This is a genomic window from Streptomyces sp. NPDC052020 (assembly GCF_040680575.1).
In the GTDB taxonomy this organism is placed as follows: domain Bacteria; phylum Actinomycetota; class Actinomycetes; order Streptomycetales; family Streptomycetaceae; genus Streptomyces.
Genome location: NZ_JBFAWY010000006.1, coordinates 125,821 through 142,208, shown reverse-complemented (window position 1 = coordinate 142,208; position 16,388 = coordinate 125,821). Strand labels below are relative to the sequence as shown.

Below are 16,388 nucleotides of genomic sequence, written 5' to 3'. Positions count from 1 at the left end.
CCGGGCTCACATCGCGGACGCCCGCTGAATCGTCCATGATGACCGGATGCTCAGGTTCATGCCCGTCGGTGACTCCATGACGATCGGGAGCGCGGGGGAGCACACCTGGCGCTACCGCCTGTGGCAGCACCTGTGCGCGACGTACGGCGGCCCGTTCACGCTCGTCGGCCCGCGCGAGACGCTGTACGACAAGGAGGCCGAGGCCCCCGTCTCGTACGCGTACGCCGACCCGGACTTCCCCCGGGGCCACCTGGCCGGCTGGGGCGAGGGCTGGATCCACCTGGCCCCGCTGATCGGCGAGGCGGTCCGCGCCCACCGGGCGGACGTGCTGCTGGTCTCCCTCGGCCTGATCGACCTCGGCTTCTACACCGACGCGGAACAGACGGCGGACAACGTACGCGCCTTCGTCGCCGCCGCCCGCGCGGCCAAGCCGCGCGTCCGCATGGTCCTGCTCCCCGTCACCCCCAACATCCGGGCCGAGCACGACGCCCCCTTCGCCGCCCAAGTCGCCCGGTTCAACGAACTGCTGGCCAAGACGGCCGCCGACCTGGACGAGCACGCCTCTCCCCTGCTGCTGGCCCCGCCCCCGCCGTCGTACGACATCCACACCGACACCTACGACGGCACCCACCCGGGCGAGAGCGGCGAGCACAAGATCGCGGCGGCGTTCGCGGACGCGATGCACGAGGCGTGGGGCCTGGGCGCCCCCTACGAGGCGTAGTCCTCGGCGATCCGCGCGGCCAGGAAGTCGGCGCACGGCCGGACGCCGGGCAGCAGGTCGTCCCAGCGCTCCTCCGCCTCGCCGAGGTAGACGGCCCGCGCCCGGGCGAGGACCGGCCGGTGCCGGGCCGGCGTCCGGGCGAGCGCCCAGCCGGCCGCCGCGTCCTTGGACCGGATCTCCCCCGTGGCGAGCGTGCTCCAGATCCGGGCCAGGGTGAGCAGGACGTTGCGGGTGTCCGGCCCCAGTTCGCGCATCAGCTCCGGCACCCCGGCGACGATCGCCCGCCTCAGGTCGTCGTGCGGGACGGGGTCGAGCAGTTCGGCGGGGGGCGGGCCGTACAGCGGGGCGTCGGCGCGCAGCACCATGGTGAGCAAGGGCGCGAGGTCCGGGTCGGGCTCGGGGCCGGGCACCAGGCCCCGCTCGAAGCCGTCCCGCAGCCACTCGCCGTACAGGTACTCGCGGACCGGCGGATGGCGCCACGGCCGCACCTCCCCCTCCACCACGACGATCAGCTCGACCGGACGCTGCCCCGCACCCCCGGAGACGTCCATCAACTGCCGGGTGAGGTCCCGGCGTTGCGCGTACGTCGTGCGGTCCCGTACGACGGCCAGGACGTCGACGTCGCTGTGCGGGCGCAGGCCGCCGAGGGTGGCGGAGCCGTGCAGATAGGCGCCCAGGACGTTGCCCCCGAGGTGGCGGCGCACGATCCGGACGACGGTTCCGGGGTCGGGGCCGGGAATGGGCCCGGGGCCGTGTTCTGTCATCCGCGTGTCCTCTCCGTTCCTCTCCGTGTCCGGGTCCCCGTGCGTATCGTTGTACGGCGCGGCCGTACCCGTCGGTCGTCTTCGGCGAGGACGTGGACCTCACCGGCACCGCCCTCGACCTCACCCTGAGGACCGCCCGGTTCCCCCGCGACCGAGCCGCCCCCTCGCCGCGTCCGGGGGCGAGAGCACGCTTGCCTAGAGCGCACTCCAAGTCGTTGGCTGGTGGACCATGAAGTACACGCAGCTCGGACGCACAGGACTCAAGGTCAGCCGGCTCGTCCTCGGGACGATGAACTTCGGTCCGCAGACCGACGAGGCGGACAGCCACGCGATCATGGACGCGGCGCTGGACGCCGGCATCAACTTCTTCGACACCGCCAACGTCTACGGCTGGGGCGAGAACAAGGGCCGCACCGAGACCATCATCGGCAACTGGTTCGCGCGGGGCGGCGGCCGGCGGGACAAGGTCGTCCTGGCCACCAAGGTCTACGGGAACATGGGCCCGGACGGCGGCGAGGTCTGGCCCAACCACGACAAGCTGTCCGCCGTGAACATCCGGCGGGCCGTCGACGCCAGCCTCAAGCGGCTCCAGACCGACTACATCGACCTGTACCAGTTCCACCACATCGACCGGAACACCCCCTTCGAGGAGATCTGGCAGGCCGTCGACGTCCTCGTCCAGCAGGGCAAGATCCTCTACGCCGGGTCCAGCAACTTCCCCGGCTACAAGATCGCCCAGGCCAACGAGATCGCCGCGCGGCGGGGCGGAACCATCGGCCTGGTCAGCGAGCAGTGCCTGTACAACCTCGCCGAGCGCCGCGCCGAGATGGAGGTCATCCCGGCCGCGCAGGACTACGGCCTCGGCGTGATCCCGTGGTCGCCGCTGCACGGCGGGCTGCTGGGCGGCGTCCTCAAGAAGGAGGTCCAGGGCGGCCGGCGGGCCTCCGGACGGGCCGCCGAAGCGCTCGCCGACCCCGCGGTGCGGGCGCAGGTCCAGGCGTACGAGGACCTGCTCGACAAGCACGGGGTGGAGCCGGGCGAGGCCGCGCTGGCCTGGCTGCTGACCCGGCCCGGCGTGACCGGGCCGATCGTGGGCCCGCGCACCGCCGAACAGCTCGCCTCGGCGCTGCGCGCCGTCGAGCTGGAGCTGCCGGGCGAACTGCTGGCCGGGCTGGACGAGATCTTCCCCGGGCCGGGGCCCTCGCCGGAGGCGTTCGCCTGGTAATGCCGGGCATGCGGCATGGCGCATGCGCCGCATGCCGCAGCGGTGGGGGCGGCGGCCGGGCGCTATCCGACGGCCGCCGCCACCGCCACCACCACGAGCATCAGCACGAGCACACCGGCCATGATCCGGTTCCGGGTCTTGGGGTCCACGCTTCGAGCCTAACCGGACGCGCCGAGCGGCCAGCGGCCGACCGCCTCGTAGCGGGGCCGCTCGCCCGCCGTGCCGGACCCGGGCAGGTTGCTGCGGACCAGGACCAGCTCCGTCACGGTCCACGGCGGGCTGGAGAAGTCCGCGAGGGCGTCGACGTACGGGCGCGGGTCGATCGCCTCCCGGCTGCGCGCCACCGTCAGGTGGGCCTTGTAGCGGCGGTGCTCCCCCATCTCCACGCCCGCCCTGCGCCCGGCCGCCTCGGCCCGGTCGGCCAGCAGGGCCAGGGTGCGCAGGTCGCCCTCCGCCCCCGCCCACAGGGCGCGGCCCCGGCCGAACTGGCCGCCGCCGCACAGGGCCAGCCCGAAGGGCTCGGTACGGTGGGCGGCCCGCGCCAGGCGGTCCGACAGCTCCGGTACGAGGGTGTCGTCGACCTCGCCGTAGAAGGCGAGGGTGAGGTGCCATCCCGGGCGGCCGGTCCAGCGCAGCCCGTCGGCGCCCGGCAGCCGCTTCAGCCGGTCGACCTCGGCGGCCAGCGCCCGGATCGCCTCGTCGGGCGGCAGCACGGCGGCGAAGAGTCTCATGGGGCCAGTGTGCCCGTCCCGCTGCCCCCGGGTTCGGGCGTGTCCCGGTCACCGTGCGTATCGTTGTACCGCGCGGCCGCGCGTTCACCGAGGCGCGGCCGGGGAGGAGCGCCACGATGACCGTGCTCCCGGAATGCGCAGACAGGATCGAGATGGCCGAGAAGAGCATCGAGCTCACGCTGGACGTCATGTTCGAGTGGCTCGAGAAGATGCCCGTCCCCGAGGGATACAAGGCCGAGATCGTCGGGGGGAACATCTTCATGACGCCGCAGCGGGACACCCACTGGGACATCATCGCGGACATCTACGAGCAACTGCGCGCCACGTACCCCCGCAACCGCCTGAAGTCCGACGTCCGCATCGACTACCCGGGGCGTCTGAACGGGTTCGCCTCCGACGTGGTGGCGCTCGCGGAGGGCGCCACGCGGGACGGCAAGGGTCACTGGCGCCACGAGGACGTCGAATTCGTCGCCGAGGTGATCTCCAAGAACACCGCGGCCAACGACTACGGGCCGAAGAAGGACGCCTACGCCGCCGCCGAGGTGCCGGTCTACCTGATCGTCGACCGTACACCGGCGAGTGGCATCTGCACACCCTGCCGAAGGACGGCACCTACCACAGCAGCGTGCGATTCGGCTTCGGCGAGGACATCGACCTCACCGGCACCCCGGTCGGCCTCGTCCTGAAGACCGGCGAGTTCCCCCGCGACTGACGCCCCCCCCGGCACGGGACCGCGCCCCCGGCACGGGGTCACGCCCCCGGCACGGGGTCACGCCCCCGGCACGGGGTCACGCCGCCGGCGCCAGCTCCTCGCGCCGCTCGAATCGCACCCTCGGGTGGCCGTGGTCCCAGCCGACCGACAGGCGCAGATTGCCGACCCGGGCCAGGACCAGCGCGATCACCACGGCGGCGGTGGCCGCGATGGCGCCGCCGGCGGCGAAGCCGACCCGGGCGCCGTAGGTGTCGGTGATCCAGCCGACGATCGGCGCGCCGATCGGGGAGCCGCCGAGGAAGACCATCATGTAGAGGGACATCACACGGCCCCGCATGGCCGGGTCGGTGGCCATCTGGATGCTGGTGTTCGCGGTGACGTTGACCGTCATGCTGAAGACCCCGATCGGCGCCATCAGCAGCGCGAACAGCCACAGCGACGGCGAGAGCGCGGCCACGATCTCCAGCACGCCGAAGGCGACGGCCGCCGCTATCAGCACCCGCAGCCGGGCGCTGCCGCGCCGGGCGGCCAGCAGCGCGCCGGTGAGCGAGCCGACGGCCATGAGGGTGTTGAAGAGGCTGTACTCGCCCGCGCCCGCGTGGAAGACGTCGTCGGCGAAGGCGGAGAGGAAGACGGGGAAGTTGAAGCCGAAGGTTCCGATGAACCCGACCAGCACGATGGTCCAGGTCAGCTCAGGGCGCCCGGCGACATAGCGCAGGCCCTCGCGGAGCTGGCCCTTGCCGCGCGGGGCGCGCTCGACGACGTGCAGCTCACGGGCGCGCATCAGCAGCAGGCCGGTCAGGGGCGCGACGAAGGACAGGCCGTTGAAGAGGAACGCCCAGCCGGTGCCCACGCCGGTGATCATCAGGCCGGCGACCGCGGGGCCGACCAGGCGGGCCGACTGGAAGTTGGCGGAGTTCAGGCTGACCGCGTTCTGGAGCTGGTCACGGCCGACCAGCTCGGCGACGAAGGACTGGCGGGCGGGGTTGTCGACGACGGTGGCCAGGCCCATCGCGAAGGCGGCGACGTAGACGTGCCAGACCTGGACGTGGCCGGAGAGGGTGAGGACGGCCAGGAACAGCGCCGTGAGCGCCATCGACGTCTGGGTGACCAGCAGGGCGGGGCGCTTGCGCAGCCGGTCGACGAGGACGCCGCCGTACAGGCCGAACAGCAGCATCGGCAGGAACTGGAGGGCCGTGGTGACGCCGACGGCGGCCGAGGAGCCGGTCAGGGAGAGCACCAGCCAGTCCTGGGCGATGCGCTGCATCCAGGTACCGATGTTGGAGACGACCTGCCCCAGGAAGAACAGGCGGTAGTTCCTGACCTTCAGGGAGGCGAACATCGACGTCTTGCGGGGGGTGTCGTGGGTGGGGGGTGCGGGGACGGAAGCTGCTCCGGGACCCGTACTCAAAAGGCTTCGCCTCCTTGGATCGCGCGTTACAGGTGTGCGAGCTTCTCCAGCACGGGGGCGGCGGCGCGCAGGGACGCCCACTCGTCCTCGTCGAGTTCCTCGACCAGCGAGGCCAGGAACGCGTTCCGCTTGCGGCGGCTCTCCTCGAGCATCGCCTCGGCCTGCTCGGTCTGCGTCACGACCTTCTGGCGCCGGTCCTCGGGATGCGGCTCCAGACGGACCAGTCCCTTGGCTTCCAGCAGCGCCACGATGCGGGTCATCGACGGCGGCTGGACGTGTTCCTTGCGGGCGAGCTCGCCCGGGGTGGCCCGGCCGCAGCGGGCCAGGGTGCCGAGCACCGACATCTCGGTGGGGCTGAGCGACTCGTCGACCCGCTGGTGCTTGAGCCGACGGGACAGCCGCATCACGGCGGAGCGCAGGGAGTTCACGGCGGCCGCGTCGTCGCCATGGGTGAGGTCCGGCATGTCTTTAGCGTAACTCATTAGTCTGACGAAATACCAGCCGGGGCGGTACCCGCGGCCCGTGACTCCGGACACGTAGGCCCCGTATCACCCGAAGGAGTGAGCCGGTAACGGAAACCGCCCCGTGGCCTGGTCGTGTGAGGCGACCCTCGTCTCCATGGGGACCAGCGTGCTCAGCCTGCGGATAGACGGGGAGCTGCTCGAACGGCTCCGGCACCGCGCGGCCAAAAGAGGGATGAGCGTCCAGGACTATGTCGTCCGGACGCTCATCCGCAGCGATTTCGACGAGCGGTTCGAGGCCGCCGTCGAGGAGACGGAGCGCTTCTACGGGGTCACCTGACCCCCGCGGCCCGGGCCGGACCCTCAGGCCAGCCCCTCACGTCAACCCCTCCCGTCCGTGCCTCAGGTCAGGCCCAGGGCCGGCATCAGCCAGTAGAAGGCGAACACCGCCGACACCACGTACATCGCCGCCGGGACCTCACGGCCCCGCCCGGCCGCCAGGCGCAGCACCGCGAAGGTGATGAAGCCCATGCCGATGCCGTTGGTGATCGAGTAGGTGAACGGCATCATCATCATCGTCACGAAGGCCGGGATGGCGATCGTGTAGTCGGCCCAGTCGATCTCCTTGACCGAGTTCGACAGGATGAGGAAGCCGACCGCGAGCAGCGCCGGGGTGGCCGCCTGGGACGGGACCATGGTGGCGATCGGCGTCAGGAACAGGGCGACGGCGAACAGACCGCCGGTGACGACGTTCGCCAGCCCGGTACGGGCACCCTCGCCGACGCCGGCCGTGGACTCCACGAAGCAGGTGGTGGCCGACGCGGAGCTGGCACCGCCGGCGGCGACCGCGACACCGTCGATGAGCAGCACCTTGTTGATGCCGGGCATCTGGCCCTGGGCGTCGGTCAGCTTCGCCTCGTCGCTGACGCCCATGACCACGCCCATCGCGTCGAAGAAGCAGGACAGCAGGACGGTGAGGACGAACAGGACGCCGGTGAGCACCCCGACCTTCTCGAAGCCGCCGAACAGGCTGACCTGGCCGACCAGGCCGAAGTCCGGGGTGGAGACCGGGTTGCCGGGCCACTTCGGGGTGGTCAGACCCCAGGACGGCACCTTGGCGACCGCGTGGATGACGACGGCCACGACCGTCATGACGATGATCGAGATGAGGATGGCGCCGGGCACCTTGCGCACGATCAGCGCGAGCGTGAGCAGCGCGCCCAGGACGAAGACCAGCACCGGCCAGCCGTTGAGGTGACCGTCCGCGCCGAGCTGGAGCGGCACGGTGGTGTGGGCGGCGTCCGGCATCCGGGAGACGAAGCCGGAGTCGACCAGACCGATCAGCATGATGAACAGGCCGATGCCGATGGAGATGGCCTTGCGCAGGCCGTAGGGCACGGCGTTCATGACGCGCTCGCGCAGACCGGTGGCGACCAGCAGCATCACCACGAAGCCGGCCAGCACCACCATGCCCATGGCGTCCGGCCAGGACATCCGCGGGGCGAGCTGGAGCGCGACGACCGAGTTCACACCGAGACCGGCGGCGAGCGCGATCGGCACATTGCCGATGACACCCATCAGCAGCGTGGTGAACGCCGCGGTCAGGGCGGTCGCGGTGACCAACTGGCTGTTGTCCAGCTGGTGGCCGTACATGTCCTTCGCGCTGCCGAGGATGATCGGATTCAGCACGATGATGTAGGCCATCGCGAAGAAGGTGGCGAGACCGCCGCGGATCTCACGGGCGACCGTGCTGCCGCGCTCGGAGATCTTGAAGTAACGGTCGAGCGCGCCGTGGGGGCGCCGGTCCTCCGGCTGATCAGGCGCGGGGACCTGGGCGGTGGCCGAGGTGGACATGCGGGACCTCATCACCAGGAGACTCCCCCACGGCCTCTTGGTGTTTTCTACGAACGGAAGTGGACAAAGACAAACGGTTTCAGTATGAACGTACGACCGCGAAAGTGCCATCTCCGCGCGTAGACCCGTCGGACGTCGTGGTGGACCATGCAGAACCGGTCACCTCCGGTCCGCACCGAACGGCCTCGTAAGCTGTGCCCATGGCGAAGTGGACCCCGAAGCACGAGGCGCCGGAGCCCCTGGAGGGCCCCGTGGTCGCCACCATCACCGGCGGCACCCTCGTGTGGTTCGTCCTCTTCCTGGTGCAGCTGCCGTTCTACGGCTGGTTCGCCGACCACGGACACACCTGGTGGCTGTGGACCTGCCTGGCGGGCGGCGGCCTGGGCCTCATCGGCATCTGGTACGTCCGCAGGAGGGACGCGGCGATCAAGCGGGCGGCGGCCGACCGGGAGACGTCCAAGGACCTTCCCCGGTAGTCCGCGGTAGCCGCGGGGCCTGCCCCGGTACTGCGGGTGGTACCACGGCATCATGCTCTCCCCCTCCCCCGTCCTCCCCAGGTCGGATCTTCCCGGCATTCAGGGGGTGAACGCGCACCTTCGCACGTACCGTCGAATGCATGACGCACATCGACGCGGGCGCCGAGCTCGACCCTGTGCATCCGGTGCCGCCGCCGTCGCCGGCGGTCGGGCTGAGCGCCGCGCAGGTCGCCGAGCGGGTGGCGCGCGGGCAGGTCAACGACGTGCCGGTGCGCAGCAGCCGCTCCACCCTCGACATCGTCCGCGCCAACGTCTTCACCCGCTTCAACGCGATCATCGGCGTGCTGTGGATCATCATGCTGATCGTCGCGCCGATCCAGGACAGCCTGTTCGGCTTCGTGATCCTCGCCAACACCGGGATCGGCATCATCCAGGAGTGGCGGGCGAAGAAGACCCTCGACTCGCTCGCGCTGATCGGTGAGGTGCGGCCGACCGTGCGCCGGGACGGGGTGGCCGCCGAGATCGGCACCTCCGAGATCGTGCTGGACGACGTCCTCGAGATCGGGCCCGGGGACAAGGTCGTCGTCGACGGGGTGTGCGTCGAGACCGACGGGCTGGAGATCGACGAGTCGCTCCTGACCGGTGAGGCCGATCCCGTCGTCAAGCGCCGGGGGGACCCGGTCATGTCCGGGAGCTTCGTCGTGGCGGGCGGCGGGGCGTTCCAGGCGACCAAGGTGGGACGCGAGGCGTACGCCGCGCAGCTCGCCGAGGAGGCGTCGCGCTTCACCCTCGTCCACTCCGAGCTGCGCTCCGGCATCTCCACGATCCTCAAGTACGTCACGTGGATGATGGTCCCGACCGCGATCGGCCTGATCGTCAGCCAGCTCGTCGTCAAGGACAACGATCTGAAGGACTCCATCGCCCGCACGGTCGGCGGCATCGTGCCGATGGTGCCGGAAGGGCTGGTCCTGCTCACCTCCGTCGCCTTCGCGATCGGCGTGATCCGGCTGGGCCGCAAGCAGTGCCTGGTGCAGGAGCTGCCCGCCATCGAGGGCCTCGCCCGCGTCGACACGGTGTGCCTGGACAAGACGGGCACGCTGACCGAGGGTGGCATGGACGTCACCGAGCTGCGCCTGCTGAACGGGGCCGAGGAGTCGTACGTACGGCAGGTGCTGGGCGCGCTCGGCGAGTCCGACCCGCGGCCCAACGCCTCCCTCCAGGCGATCATCGACGCCTACCCGGACAGCGAGGAGTGGCGCTGCACCGAGTCGCTGCCCTTTTCCTCCGCCCGCAAGTACAGCGGCGCCTCCTTCAGTGAGGGCGGCGGGGAGTCCAGTACGTGGCTGCTGGGCGCGCCCGACGTGCTGCTGCCCCACGACGACCCGGCCCTGGCCGAGACGGACCGGCTCAACGAGCGGGGACTGCGGGTGCTGCTGCTCGCCCGCGCCGCCCGGGACCTGGACGATCCGCGCGTCGCCGAGGGCGCCGAGCCGGCCGCGCTGGTGGTACTGGAGCAGCGGCTGCGGCCCGACGCCGCCGAGACGCTGCGCTACTTCGCCGACCAGAACGTGGCCGCCAAGGTCATCTCCGGCGACAACGCCGTCTCCGTCGGGGCGGTCGCCGCCAAGCTGGGGCTGAGCGGCGCCACCGTCGACGCCCGGCGGCTGCCCTCGGACCGGGACGGCATGGCGGACGCGCTCGACGCGGGCACGGTGTTCGGGCGGGTCGGCCCGCAGCAGAAGCGGGACATGGTGGGCGCCCTCCAGTCCCACGGGCACACGGTCGCGATGACCGGTGACGGGGTGAACGACGTCCTGGCGCTGAAGGACGCCGACATCGGGGTGGCGATGGGCTCGGGCTCCGAGGCCACCCGGGCGGTCGCCCAGATCGTGCTGCTGAACAACAGCTTCGCCACCCTGCCCTCGGTGGTCGCGGAGGGCAGGCGGGTCATCGGCAACATCACCCGCGTCGCGACCCTGTTCCTGGTCAAGACGGTGTACTCGGTGCTGCTGGCGATCCTGGTGGTGTGCTGGCAGGTGGAGTACCCCTTCCTGCCCCGCCATCTGACCCTGCTGTCGACGCTGACCATCGGCGTCCCCGCGTTCTTCCTGGCCCTGGCCCCCAACAAGGAGCGGGCCCAGCCCCACTTCGTACGGCGGGTGATGCGGTACGCGATCCCGGGCGGGGTGCTGGCCGCGGCGGCCACCTTCGTGACGTACCTCGTGGCGCGGCATTTCTACCGCGGGCCGGGCGCCCTGGACGCGGAGACCAGCGCGGCGACGCTGACCCTGTTCCTGATCTCCCTGTGGGTACTGGTGATCATCGCCCGCCCCTACACCTGGTGGCGGATCGCGCTGGTGGCGGCGATGGGCGCGGCGTTCCTGGTGGTGCTGGTGGTGCCCTGGCTCCAGGACTTCTTCGCGCTGAAGCTGGTGGGCGTGACGATGCCGTGGATCGCGGTGGGCATCGCGGCGGTGGCGGCGGCCGCCCTGGAGGCGCTGTGGAGGTGGGTCGGCCGCCGCGTGCCCGCGTGAGCGGGCCGGGGGTTACTTCACGTCGATGAAGTCGGCCGTGGAGTTGACCGCCGGGGTGGTCGCGGTGCCCGCGAAGGCGTAGCGGAAGTAGCCGTCGGCGCCGGCCGTGACGGTGGTGCTCAGGTTGCCCTTCATGTCCGTCTTGATGGTCTTGAGGGTGGTGTAGGTGGTGGAGCCCTTCTTGCAGAACTGGAGCTTCACGGACTGGCCGCTGTAGCCCGCGTACTTCAGCGTCTCCCAGTTGGCGCGGGTGAGCTGGCCCGTGACCGTGATGGTCCTGCCCTTCTTCACCGGCTCCGGTGAGGCGTTGGCGGTCAGCTTCGAGGCGCGCTGGAACTTGAAGGACCCGGCCTTCTCCTCCCAGACGAAGTCGCCGTCCTTGGCCTCCACCATCGCGTCCACGTACCAGGTGCCGGCGTTGGCGTTGCTGAGGTAGTCGACCTTCGGGTCCACCGTCACCGAGGCCGTGCAGGTCGAAGTGGTGGCGCTGACCTTGGCGCAGACCGGCTTGCCGGACGTGAAGTAGCCGTAGTCGGGACCCGCGAGCGAGAACGTGTCGGCGCCGGCGATGCCGGAGTCGTCCTTCGCCGTCACGCTGACCTTGAACGTCTTGGCGGCGGAGGTGCCGACCGAGACCTTGTTGTCGCCGTCGACCACCACCTTGGTGATGGTGGTGTCACCGATCACGACGTCTTTCGGAACGGGCGCGGCCTGCGCGGCCGGGACGGCGAGGCCGGTGAGGGCCAGGGCACCGACGAGGGCGGCACCAGTGGCTCGTATACGCATGTGATCCCCCTGTGGGACGTGTGTGGGACGGGGCCCGGGCGGTCGTCGCCCCCCACGGCTCGTGTCACGCCAAGGGCCCCGGTGAACCGGGAGTCTGCCGACTCCGGTGATCAGATCACCGTGGGGGCCCGATGGTTGTACGGCGTGGAGAAAACGTGGAGAAGATCATCCGCGTCCGGTGCGCGCCGTCAGTCGAACCAGCGGTCCCGGGCCAGTTCGTCCGTGCGGGACGGGTCCTCCAGCAGGGCGGCCACCTCGAAGCGGCGGGGCCACTGGCCGGCCGCCCAGGCGAGACCGGCGGCGACGCCTTCCAGGGTGGCGGCGTGCAGCACGCCGTCGTCGGTGAGGCGCCAGTCGATCTCCACGCCGTCGACGACGAGCTCCTCGTGCTCGATGTACGAGGCGGGAGTGCGCGGGCCGAGCAGGGCGCGGACCGCGTCCGGTACCTCGTGCTCGCTGCCCTCGGAGTCGACCCGGCCGGTGACGGACTCGCTCAGCCGCCGGGTCTGGAACAGCTCCGCCAGTTCGGCCGCGAGCGCGGGGCGCACGGGCAGCAGCGGCACGCCCTCGGTGAACGGCAGCAGGTCCGGCGAGTCGCAGACCACCGCGTCGGCCGCGTCCACCACCTCCACCCGGCCGTCGACGACCGCGCGCAGTTCGTCCGGCAGGGTGACCTGCTCGGGGTCCAGCTCGGCCAGCGCGCCGTACAGGGCGTGCAGCTGGGCGGGCGTGACCTCGCGGCCGGGGTCGGCGAGGCGGTCCAGCAGTTCGGCCGCGCCGCCCGGCTCGTCCAGCAGCGCCGCGACCGAGGTGCGTACGCCCAGCGCGCGCAGCACCTGCTCGTCGTCGAAGCCGGTCGCGTCGGCCTCCTCGTACAGGCCGCGCAGCAGCGGGTCGCCGCCGGCCGCGCGCAGCCCGGCGGGGCGGCGGCCGTCGAGCACCGGGTGCCCGCGCAGCCACCACGCCGTGTACGGCCGTACGACCTCGTGGGTGCCGTCCGGCAGCAGGATCCGCACCGGCTGGACCAGCGCGTCCCGCAGCGGCGGCCGCGACAGCAGCGCCAGGGCCTGCGGCCACTTGTCGTCGTCCACCAGGTCCAGGTCGCGTACGGCGACGATCTCGGTGGCGACCGGCGGCACCGGACTGTCCGGGAACCGGTCGAGGATGTCCTCGCACCACACGTCGACGGCGTCCAGCAACCCGGCGTCGTCCGGCTCGGGGAAGTCCCCCTCGCGCGGCTCCAGTTCGTCGGGGTCGAGGACGACGTCGGTGGCGCGGACGAGGGCGAAGTCCACCAGCACGCCGCAGGCGGCCAGCGGCTCCGGCCCCCACTTCTCCGCCAGCTCCGCGTCGACGGCGGGCAGTTCGTCCTCCCGCATCACCTGGGCGAAGGGGCCGCCGGGGAAGACGAGTTCGCCGGCCGGTGACAGCTCGCCGTCCTCGTCGGGCAGGGCGAGCGCGCCGAGCCACGGCTCGTCGCCGGGCTCCAGGCCCGCGTCCCGGACGAGCGTGAGCACGGTGTCGGCGAGTTCGTCGGCGTCCAGGGCGTCCTCCTCCCAGGACATCCCGCCCTCGTCGTCCAGGGACGCGGCGACGGCCGCCCGCACCTGGGGCGTGGTGAGCACGGCCCGCGGGGTCGCCGGGAGGGCGCCGAGCTTCTCCAGCAGGGGGTGGGCGGCGACCGGGTGGGTGACCTTCAGGCCGAGACGGGCGAGGACCTCCGGGTCGAGGCCGGCCGCGTCCGGGGTGGGCAGCAGGACCTGCCGGGGCCCGATCGTCGTGCGACCTCCCCCAGAGCCGAAAGCCTGGGAGGTACCCCCAGCGAGCGGCACGGGCAGCCCGGAGAGCCGGTCCGGGTCGACACCCGCGAGGCTGTCGTACAGCCGCCGCCACCACTCCGGCTCCTTCTCCAGCCCCGCCAGCCGGTCGATCGCGTCGGTCAGCGGGACCCGTGCCACGCCCAGCGCGCGCAGCTCCGCGCGCCGCTCCAGCCCGGCGGGCAGCAGGGTCGGCAGTACGTCGGCCAGGACCCGTACGGTGTCCGCGCCCGCGCCCTCCACCACCTCGGCATCGCGGGGCCGCAGCGACTCGGGCAGCTCGGTGTCCTCCTCCCGCGGGGCGACGGCGGGCGGCAGGAAGGAGGTGCGGGGCAGCCGCTCCAGGATCGCCTGCCGCAGCGCGCCGTCCAGCTCGCCCTTGCCGAGCGGGCCGGGCACGAGGTCGATGATCCCGGCGGTCACCGGGCGCCAGTCGGCGAGGAGTCCGGCGTAGGCGTCCGCCGCGCGCCGCACCAGGAAGTCGGTCAGCGGGCCGGGCGCGGTGTGCCGGCGGGTGGAGTCCAGCGGGAACGACGCGATGAGCAGGGCGGGCACGCCGAGCGGCTCGTCGCTGGGGGTGGGCGCGTGGACGACCGGGGCCGTACGGGGGCGGGCCGGGGCGCCCTCGGCGTCGACCGGCACCGCCCAGGTGACGGACCAGTGGGGGCGCAGCCGCTCCTCCACCGGCCGGTCGGCGAGCAGGTCGGGGGTGAGGGGGCCGTGCGCGGACGCGGTGCGCCAGCGGGTGGTGCCGTCGCGGGAGTCCTCGACGACGATGACGTCGCCGTCGGCGCGGCGGCGCAGGGTACGGACCTCGTCCGTCTCGACGGCCACCTCCGCCAGGCCGGGCAGGGCCAGGAGCAGGGCGGCGTCGACGGCGTTCAGGAGCCGCTCGGCGAGGTCGGCGGCGGCGGTGTCGCGCAGCGGCAGGATGACCACCGTGTCGTACGGCTCGGGCGCGCTGCCCTCGGCGGCGAACGGCAGCCGCAGCAGCGGCACATGGCCGTCCCGGCGGCGGATCTCGTCCCCGAGGCCGGGGCTGTGCCGGGCGGTCTCGGCGGCCAGGTCGCGGGCCTCGGCCAGGGACCAGCGCACGCCGCCGTGCCGCCCGAGGATCGCGGGCTCGTCGGTGACCGCGAGGACGGCGGCGAAGCCGACGCCGAACCGGCCGACCGCTCCCTCGTGGGCGTCCCGCTTGGCGGAGGCCCGCAGCGTGGACAGCGACTCGACACCGGCCGCGTCGAGGCGGGCGCCGGTGTTCGCGGCGAACAGCACACCCTCGCGCAGGGTGAGGCGCAGCCGTCCGGGCACGCCCGCGCGGGCGGCGGCGTCGGCGGCGTTCTGGGCGAGCTCGACGACGAGCCGGTCCCGGTAGCCACCCAGGACCAGGTCCTCCTCGGCGTTGGCGTCCTCACGGAACCGGGCGGGGCTGGTGGCCCAGGCGTCCAGCACTCCGCGGCGCAGACGTGCCGTTCCGAACGGGTCGGCACCCTCGGCGGCGGGCCGCACGAACTTGCTCACGTTCACTCTCCTCCTCGGCGAGACCATTGAAGGTACCGCTCTGCGGGACCCGGCCACGCCGAGGAGCAGCGCCGGAGGGTCAGCCTCGGGACCGCCCTGCCGGAGCTCGATGAAGCGCGACGGTTCGGGCTCGGCTCACGGCCGTCCGCCGAACGCGCCGGGAGAGCGCCCTGCCGCCGTCCCCGATTCTCACGAGTGGCCCAGCTCCGCCGTCGAGGCGTCCTCCGTGACCGGGACCGAGCCGGAGTCGGCGGCCGGGCGCAGCGGGAACGGGTCGACGCGGGTCTCGTCGATCACCGGCGGGGCCGGCTGCGGCGGCTTCGGCATGACCGCGGCCTCGGAGTGGCCGCCGCAGCCGTAGGCCAGGGAGACCACGCGGCCGTCCGCCGGGGAGAACTCGTTGGCGCACACACCGAACGCCTGGCCGAGGGAGCCGCCGATGCGGAGCAGGAAGCCGCAGCTCACGCAGGAGGCGGGGGCCGCCTGGGCCATCGGGGTCTTGGGGCCGAACGCCTCCTCCCAGCGGTCGGCGGCGGTGTGCAGGCCGTAGCGGGACAGGACGCGGGCGCGGTGCACGCCGACCTCCTCGGCGACCGCGGCGATCGAGCCGCGCCGGGGCACGGCCGGGGGCCGGGTCGTGACCTCGGCGTCCTCGGCCTCCACGAGGTCGGCCATCTCCGCGGAGACGGCGGAGTTCGGCGGCGGCTCGTCCTCGCCGGTCCAGCCGGGCTCCAGGCGCAGGTCCTCGGCGTCGGTGGGCAGCAGGTCGCCCGGGCCCAGGTCGCCGGGGCGCAGCCGCTCGCTCCAGGGCACCCACTCGGGGGCGAGGAGGGCGTCCGGGCCGGGCAGCAGCACCGCCTCGTCGACGGTGACGATCCGGGCGCGGGAGGCGCGGGCGACGGTGACGGCCCAGCGCCAGCCGCGGTACCCGAGCTCCATGCACTCGAAGAAGTGCGTGACAACGCGGTCGCCCTCCGACACGAGCCCCACGTGCTCGCCGACGACGCCGGGCGCGGCGGCCTCCTCGGCCGCGGACCGGGCGAGGTCGACGGCCTCGGCGCACAGGCGGTCAGGGGTGCGGCTTCGCGTTGTCGCTGCGCTCACAGGTATCGCTTCTCTCCATACGCCGTCTCACAAGTGCGCCACTGCCGGCGGAAGGGGGGCGGACGGAGCGGACCCGGGGACCGCGTCGACGTCCGCGCCCGATCGCGCTCGGGCACGCCTACGTCATCCATTCTGCGGGATGCTCGTACGGCGCGCGGCCGAGAACGTTCGCCACGGCGCGCTACGCACGCTACCTTCTCCGGTCCGCTGGGCCTACACCGACGGCGGTTTCCCCTTCACCCCCGGACGCGTCCGAACCGGCTCGATCAGC

General features: G+C 72.5%; 13 protein-coding genes and 1 pseudogene. 6 read left to right on the top strand and 8 right to left on the bottom strand.

Annotated features, from left to right (window positions below):
• The first annotated feature begins 46 nt into the window (after positions 1-46).
• Complete coding sequence (locus AB0L74_RS08125) at positions 47-721, top strand: GDSL-type esterase/lipase family protein (RefSeq protein WP_365647120.1); 675 nt, start codon at positions 47-49, stop codon at positions 719-721.
• On the opposite strand, the gene AB0L74_RS08120 is transcribed toward AB0L74_RS08125, so the two are convergent.
• On the bottom strand, positions 709-1,485 hold the full coding sequence (locus tag AB0L74_RS08120; RefSeq protein ID WP_365647117.1) for an aminoglycoside adenylyltransferase family protein: 777 nt from the start codon (positions 1,483-1,485) through the stop codon (positions 709-711). The two genes, AB0L74_RS08125 and AB0L74_RS08120, sit on opposite strands and share 13 nt — an antisense overlap.
• A 229-nt stretch (positions 1,486-1,714) precedes the next feature.
• On the opposite strand from AB0L74_RS08120, the gene AB0L74_RS08115 reads away from it, so the two are divergent.
• Positions 1,715-2,710 (top strand): aldo/keto reductase, encoded by a 996-nt coding sequence (locus tag AB0L74_RS08115; RefSeq protein WP_365647114.1) that lies wholly within the window; start codon positions 1,715-1,717, stop codon positions 2,708-2,710.
• A gap of 158 nt (positions 2,711-2,868) precedes the next feature.
• On the opposite strand, the gene thpR is transcribed toward AB0L74_RS08115, so the two are convergent.
• Entirely contained in the window at positions 2,869-3,441 is a 573-nt protein-coding gene (gene thpR, locus AB0L74_RS08110; RefSeq protein WP_365647112.1) for an RNA 2',3'-cyclic phosphodiesterase, read from the bottom strand.
• Positions 3,442-3,557: 116 nt separating this feature from the next.
• Here thpR and AB0L74_RS08105 point away from each other — a divergent pair.
• A pseudogene (locus AB0L74_RS08105) lies at positions 3,558-4,153 on the top strand (Uma2 family endonuclease).
• 76 nt (positions 4,154-4,229) lie between these two features.
• Here the strand turns inward: AB0L74_RS08105 and AB0L74_RS08100 are convergent.
• Together AB0L74_RS08100 and AB0L74_RS08095 are read right to left on the bottom strand one after the other, a co-directional pair.
• Positions 4,230-5,564, bottom strand: coding sequence for an MFS transporter (locus AB0L74_RS08100; RefSeq protein ID WP_365647109.1), 1,335 nt, complete (start codon positions 5,562-5,564; stop codon positions 4,230-4,232).
• A 26-nt stretch (positions 5,565-5,590) separates the two neighbouring features.
• On the bottom strand, positions 5,591-6,028 hold the full coding sequence (locus AB0L74_RS08095) for a MarR family transcriptional regulator (protein WP_029382077.1): 438 nt from the start codon (positions 6,026-6,028) through the stop codon (positions 5,591-5,593).
• Positions 6,029-6,182: 154 nt separating this feature from the next.
• Here AB0L74_RS08095 and AB0L74_RS08090 point away from each other — a divergent pair, with 154 nt between their 5' ends.
• A complete protein-coding gene (locus AB0L74_RS08090) occupies positions 6,183-6,365 on the top strand; it encodes a ribbon-helix-helix protein, CopG family (RefSeq protein ID WP_365647507.1) in 183 nt (60 codons plus the stop codon).
• Between the two features lie 62 nt (positions 6,366-6,427).
• Here AB0L74_RS08090 and AB0L74_RS08085 read toward each other — a convergent pair whose 3' ends face one another.
• Positions 6,428-7,879: an NCS2 family permease gene (locus AB0L74_RS08085; protein WP_365647106.1), complete on the bottom strand. Its 1,452-nt coding sequence runs from the start codon at positions 7,877-7,879 to the stop codon at positions 6,428-6,430.
• A gap of 200 nt (positions 7,880-8,079) precedes the next feature.
• Here AB0L74_RS08085 and AB0L74_RS08080 point away from each other — a divergent pair, with 200 nt between their 5' ends.
• Entirely contained in the window at positions 8,080-8,355 is a 276-nt protein-coding gene (locus AB0L74_RS08080) for a DUF2530 domain-containing protein (RefSeq protein WP_365647103.1), read from the top strand.
• A gap of 140 nt (positions 8,356-8,495) precedes the next feature.
• Positions 8,496-10,889: an HAD-IC family P-type ATPase gene (locus AB0L74_RS08075; protein ID WP_365647100.1), complete on the top strand. Its 2,394-nt coding sequence runs from the start codon at positions 8,496-8,498 to the stop codon at positions 10,887-10,889.
• 12 nt (positions 10,890-10,901) lie between these two features.
• Here AB0L74_RS08075 and AB0L74_RS08070 read toward each other — a convergent pair whose 3' ends face one another.
• From AB0L74_RS08070 to AB0L74_RS08060, 3 genes are all read right to left on the bottom strand, one after another.
• Entirely contained in the window at positions 10,902-11,675 is a 774-nt protein-coding gene (locus tag AB0L74_RS08070; protein WP_365647097.1) for a calcium-binding protein, read from the bottom strand.
• Positions 11,676-11,863: 188 nt separating this feature from the next.
• The gene (locus AB0L74_RS08065) at positions 11,864-15,013 is read right to left on the bottom strand and encodes a molecular chaperone Hsp90 (protein ID WP_365647094.1); all 3,150 of its coding nucleotides are present in this window, start codon (positions 15,011-15,013) and stop codon (positions 11,864-11,866) included.
• Between the two features lie 189 nt (positions 15,014-15,202).
• Positions 15,203-16,117 (bottom strand): DUF3027 domain-containing protein, encoded by a 915-nt coding sequence (locus AB0L74_RS08060; protein WP_365647091.1) that lies wholly within the window; start codon positions 16,115-16,117, stop codon positions 15,203-15,205.
• Positions 16,118-16,388: the final 271 nt, after the last annotated feature.

Coding starts and splice junctions, on each gene's coding strand:
- AB0L74_RS08125 (WP_365647120.1), top strand. CDS start 47: ATGCTCAGGTTCATGCCCGTCGGTGACTCCATGACGATCGGGAGCGCG.
- AB0L74_RS08120 (WP_365647117.1), bottom strand. CDS start 1,485: ATGACAGAACACGGCCCCGGGCCCATTCCCGGCCCCGACCCCGGAACC.
- AB0L74_RS08115 (WP_365647114.1), top strand. CDS start 1,715: ATGAAGTACACGCAGCTCGGACGCACAGGACTCAAGGTCAGCCGGCTC.
- thpR (WP_365647112.1), bottom strand. CDS start 3,441: ATGAGACTCTTCGCCGCCGTGCTGCCGCCCGACGAGGCGATCCGGGCG.
- AB0L74_RS08095 (WP_029382077.1), bottom strand. CDS start 6,028: ATGCCGGACCTCACCCATGGCGACGACGCGGCCGCCGTGAACTCCCTG.
- AB0L74_RS08090 (WP_365647507.1), top strand. CDS start 6,183: ATGGGGACCAGCGTGCTCAGCCTGCGGATAGACGGGGAGCTGCTCGAA.
- AB0L74_RS08085 (WP_365647106.1), bottom strand. CDS start 7,879: ATGTCCACCTCGGCCACCGCCCAGGTCCCCGCGCCTGATCAGCCGGAG.
- AB0L74_RS08080 (WP_365647103.1), top strand. CDS start 8,080: ATGGCGAAGTGGACCCCGAAGCACGAGGCGCCGGAGCCCCTGGAGGGC.
- AB0L74_RS08075 (WP_365647100.1), top strand. CDS start 8,496: ATGACGCACATCGACGCGGGCGCCGAGCTCGACCCTGTGCATCCGGTG.
- AB0L74_RS08070 (WP_365647097.1), bottom strand. CDS start 11,675: ATGCGTATACGAGCCACTGGTGCCGCCCTCGTCGGTGCCCTGGCCCTC.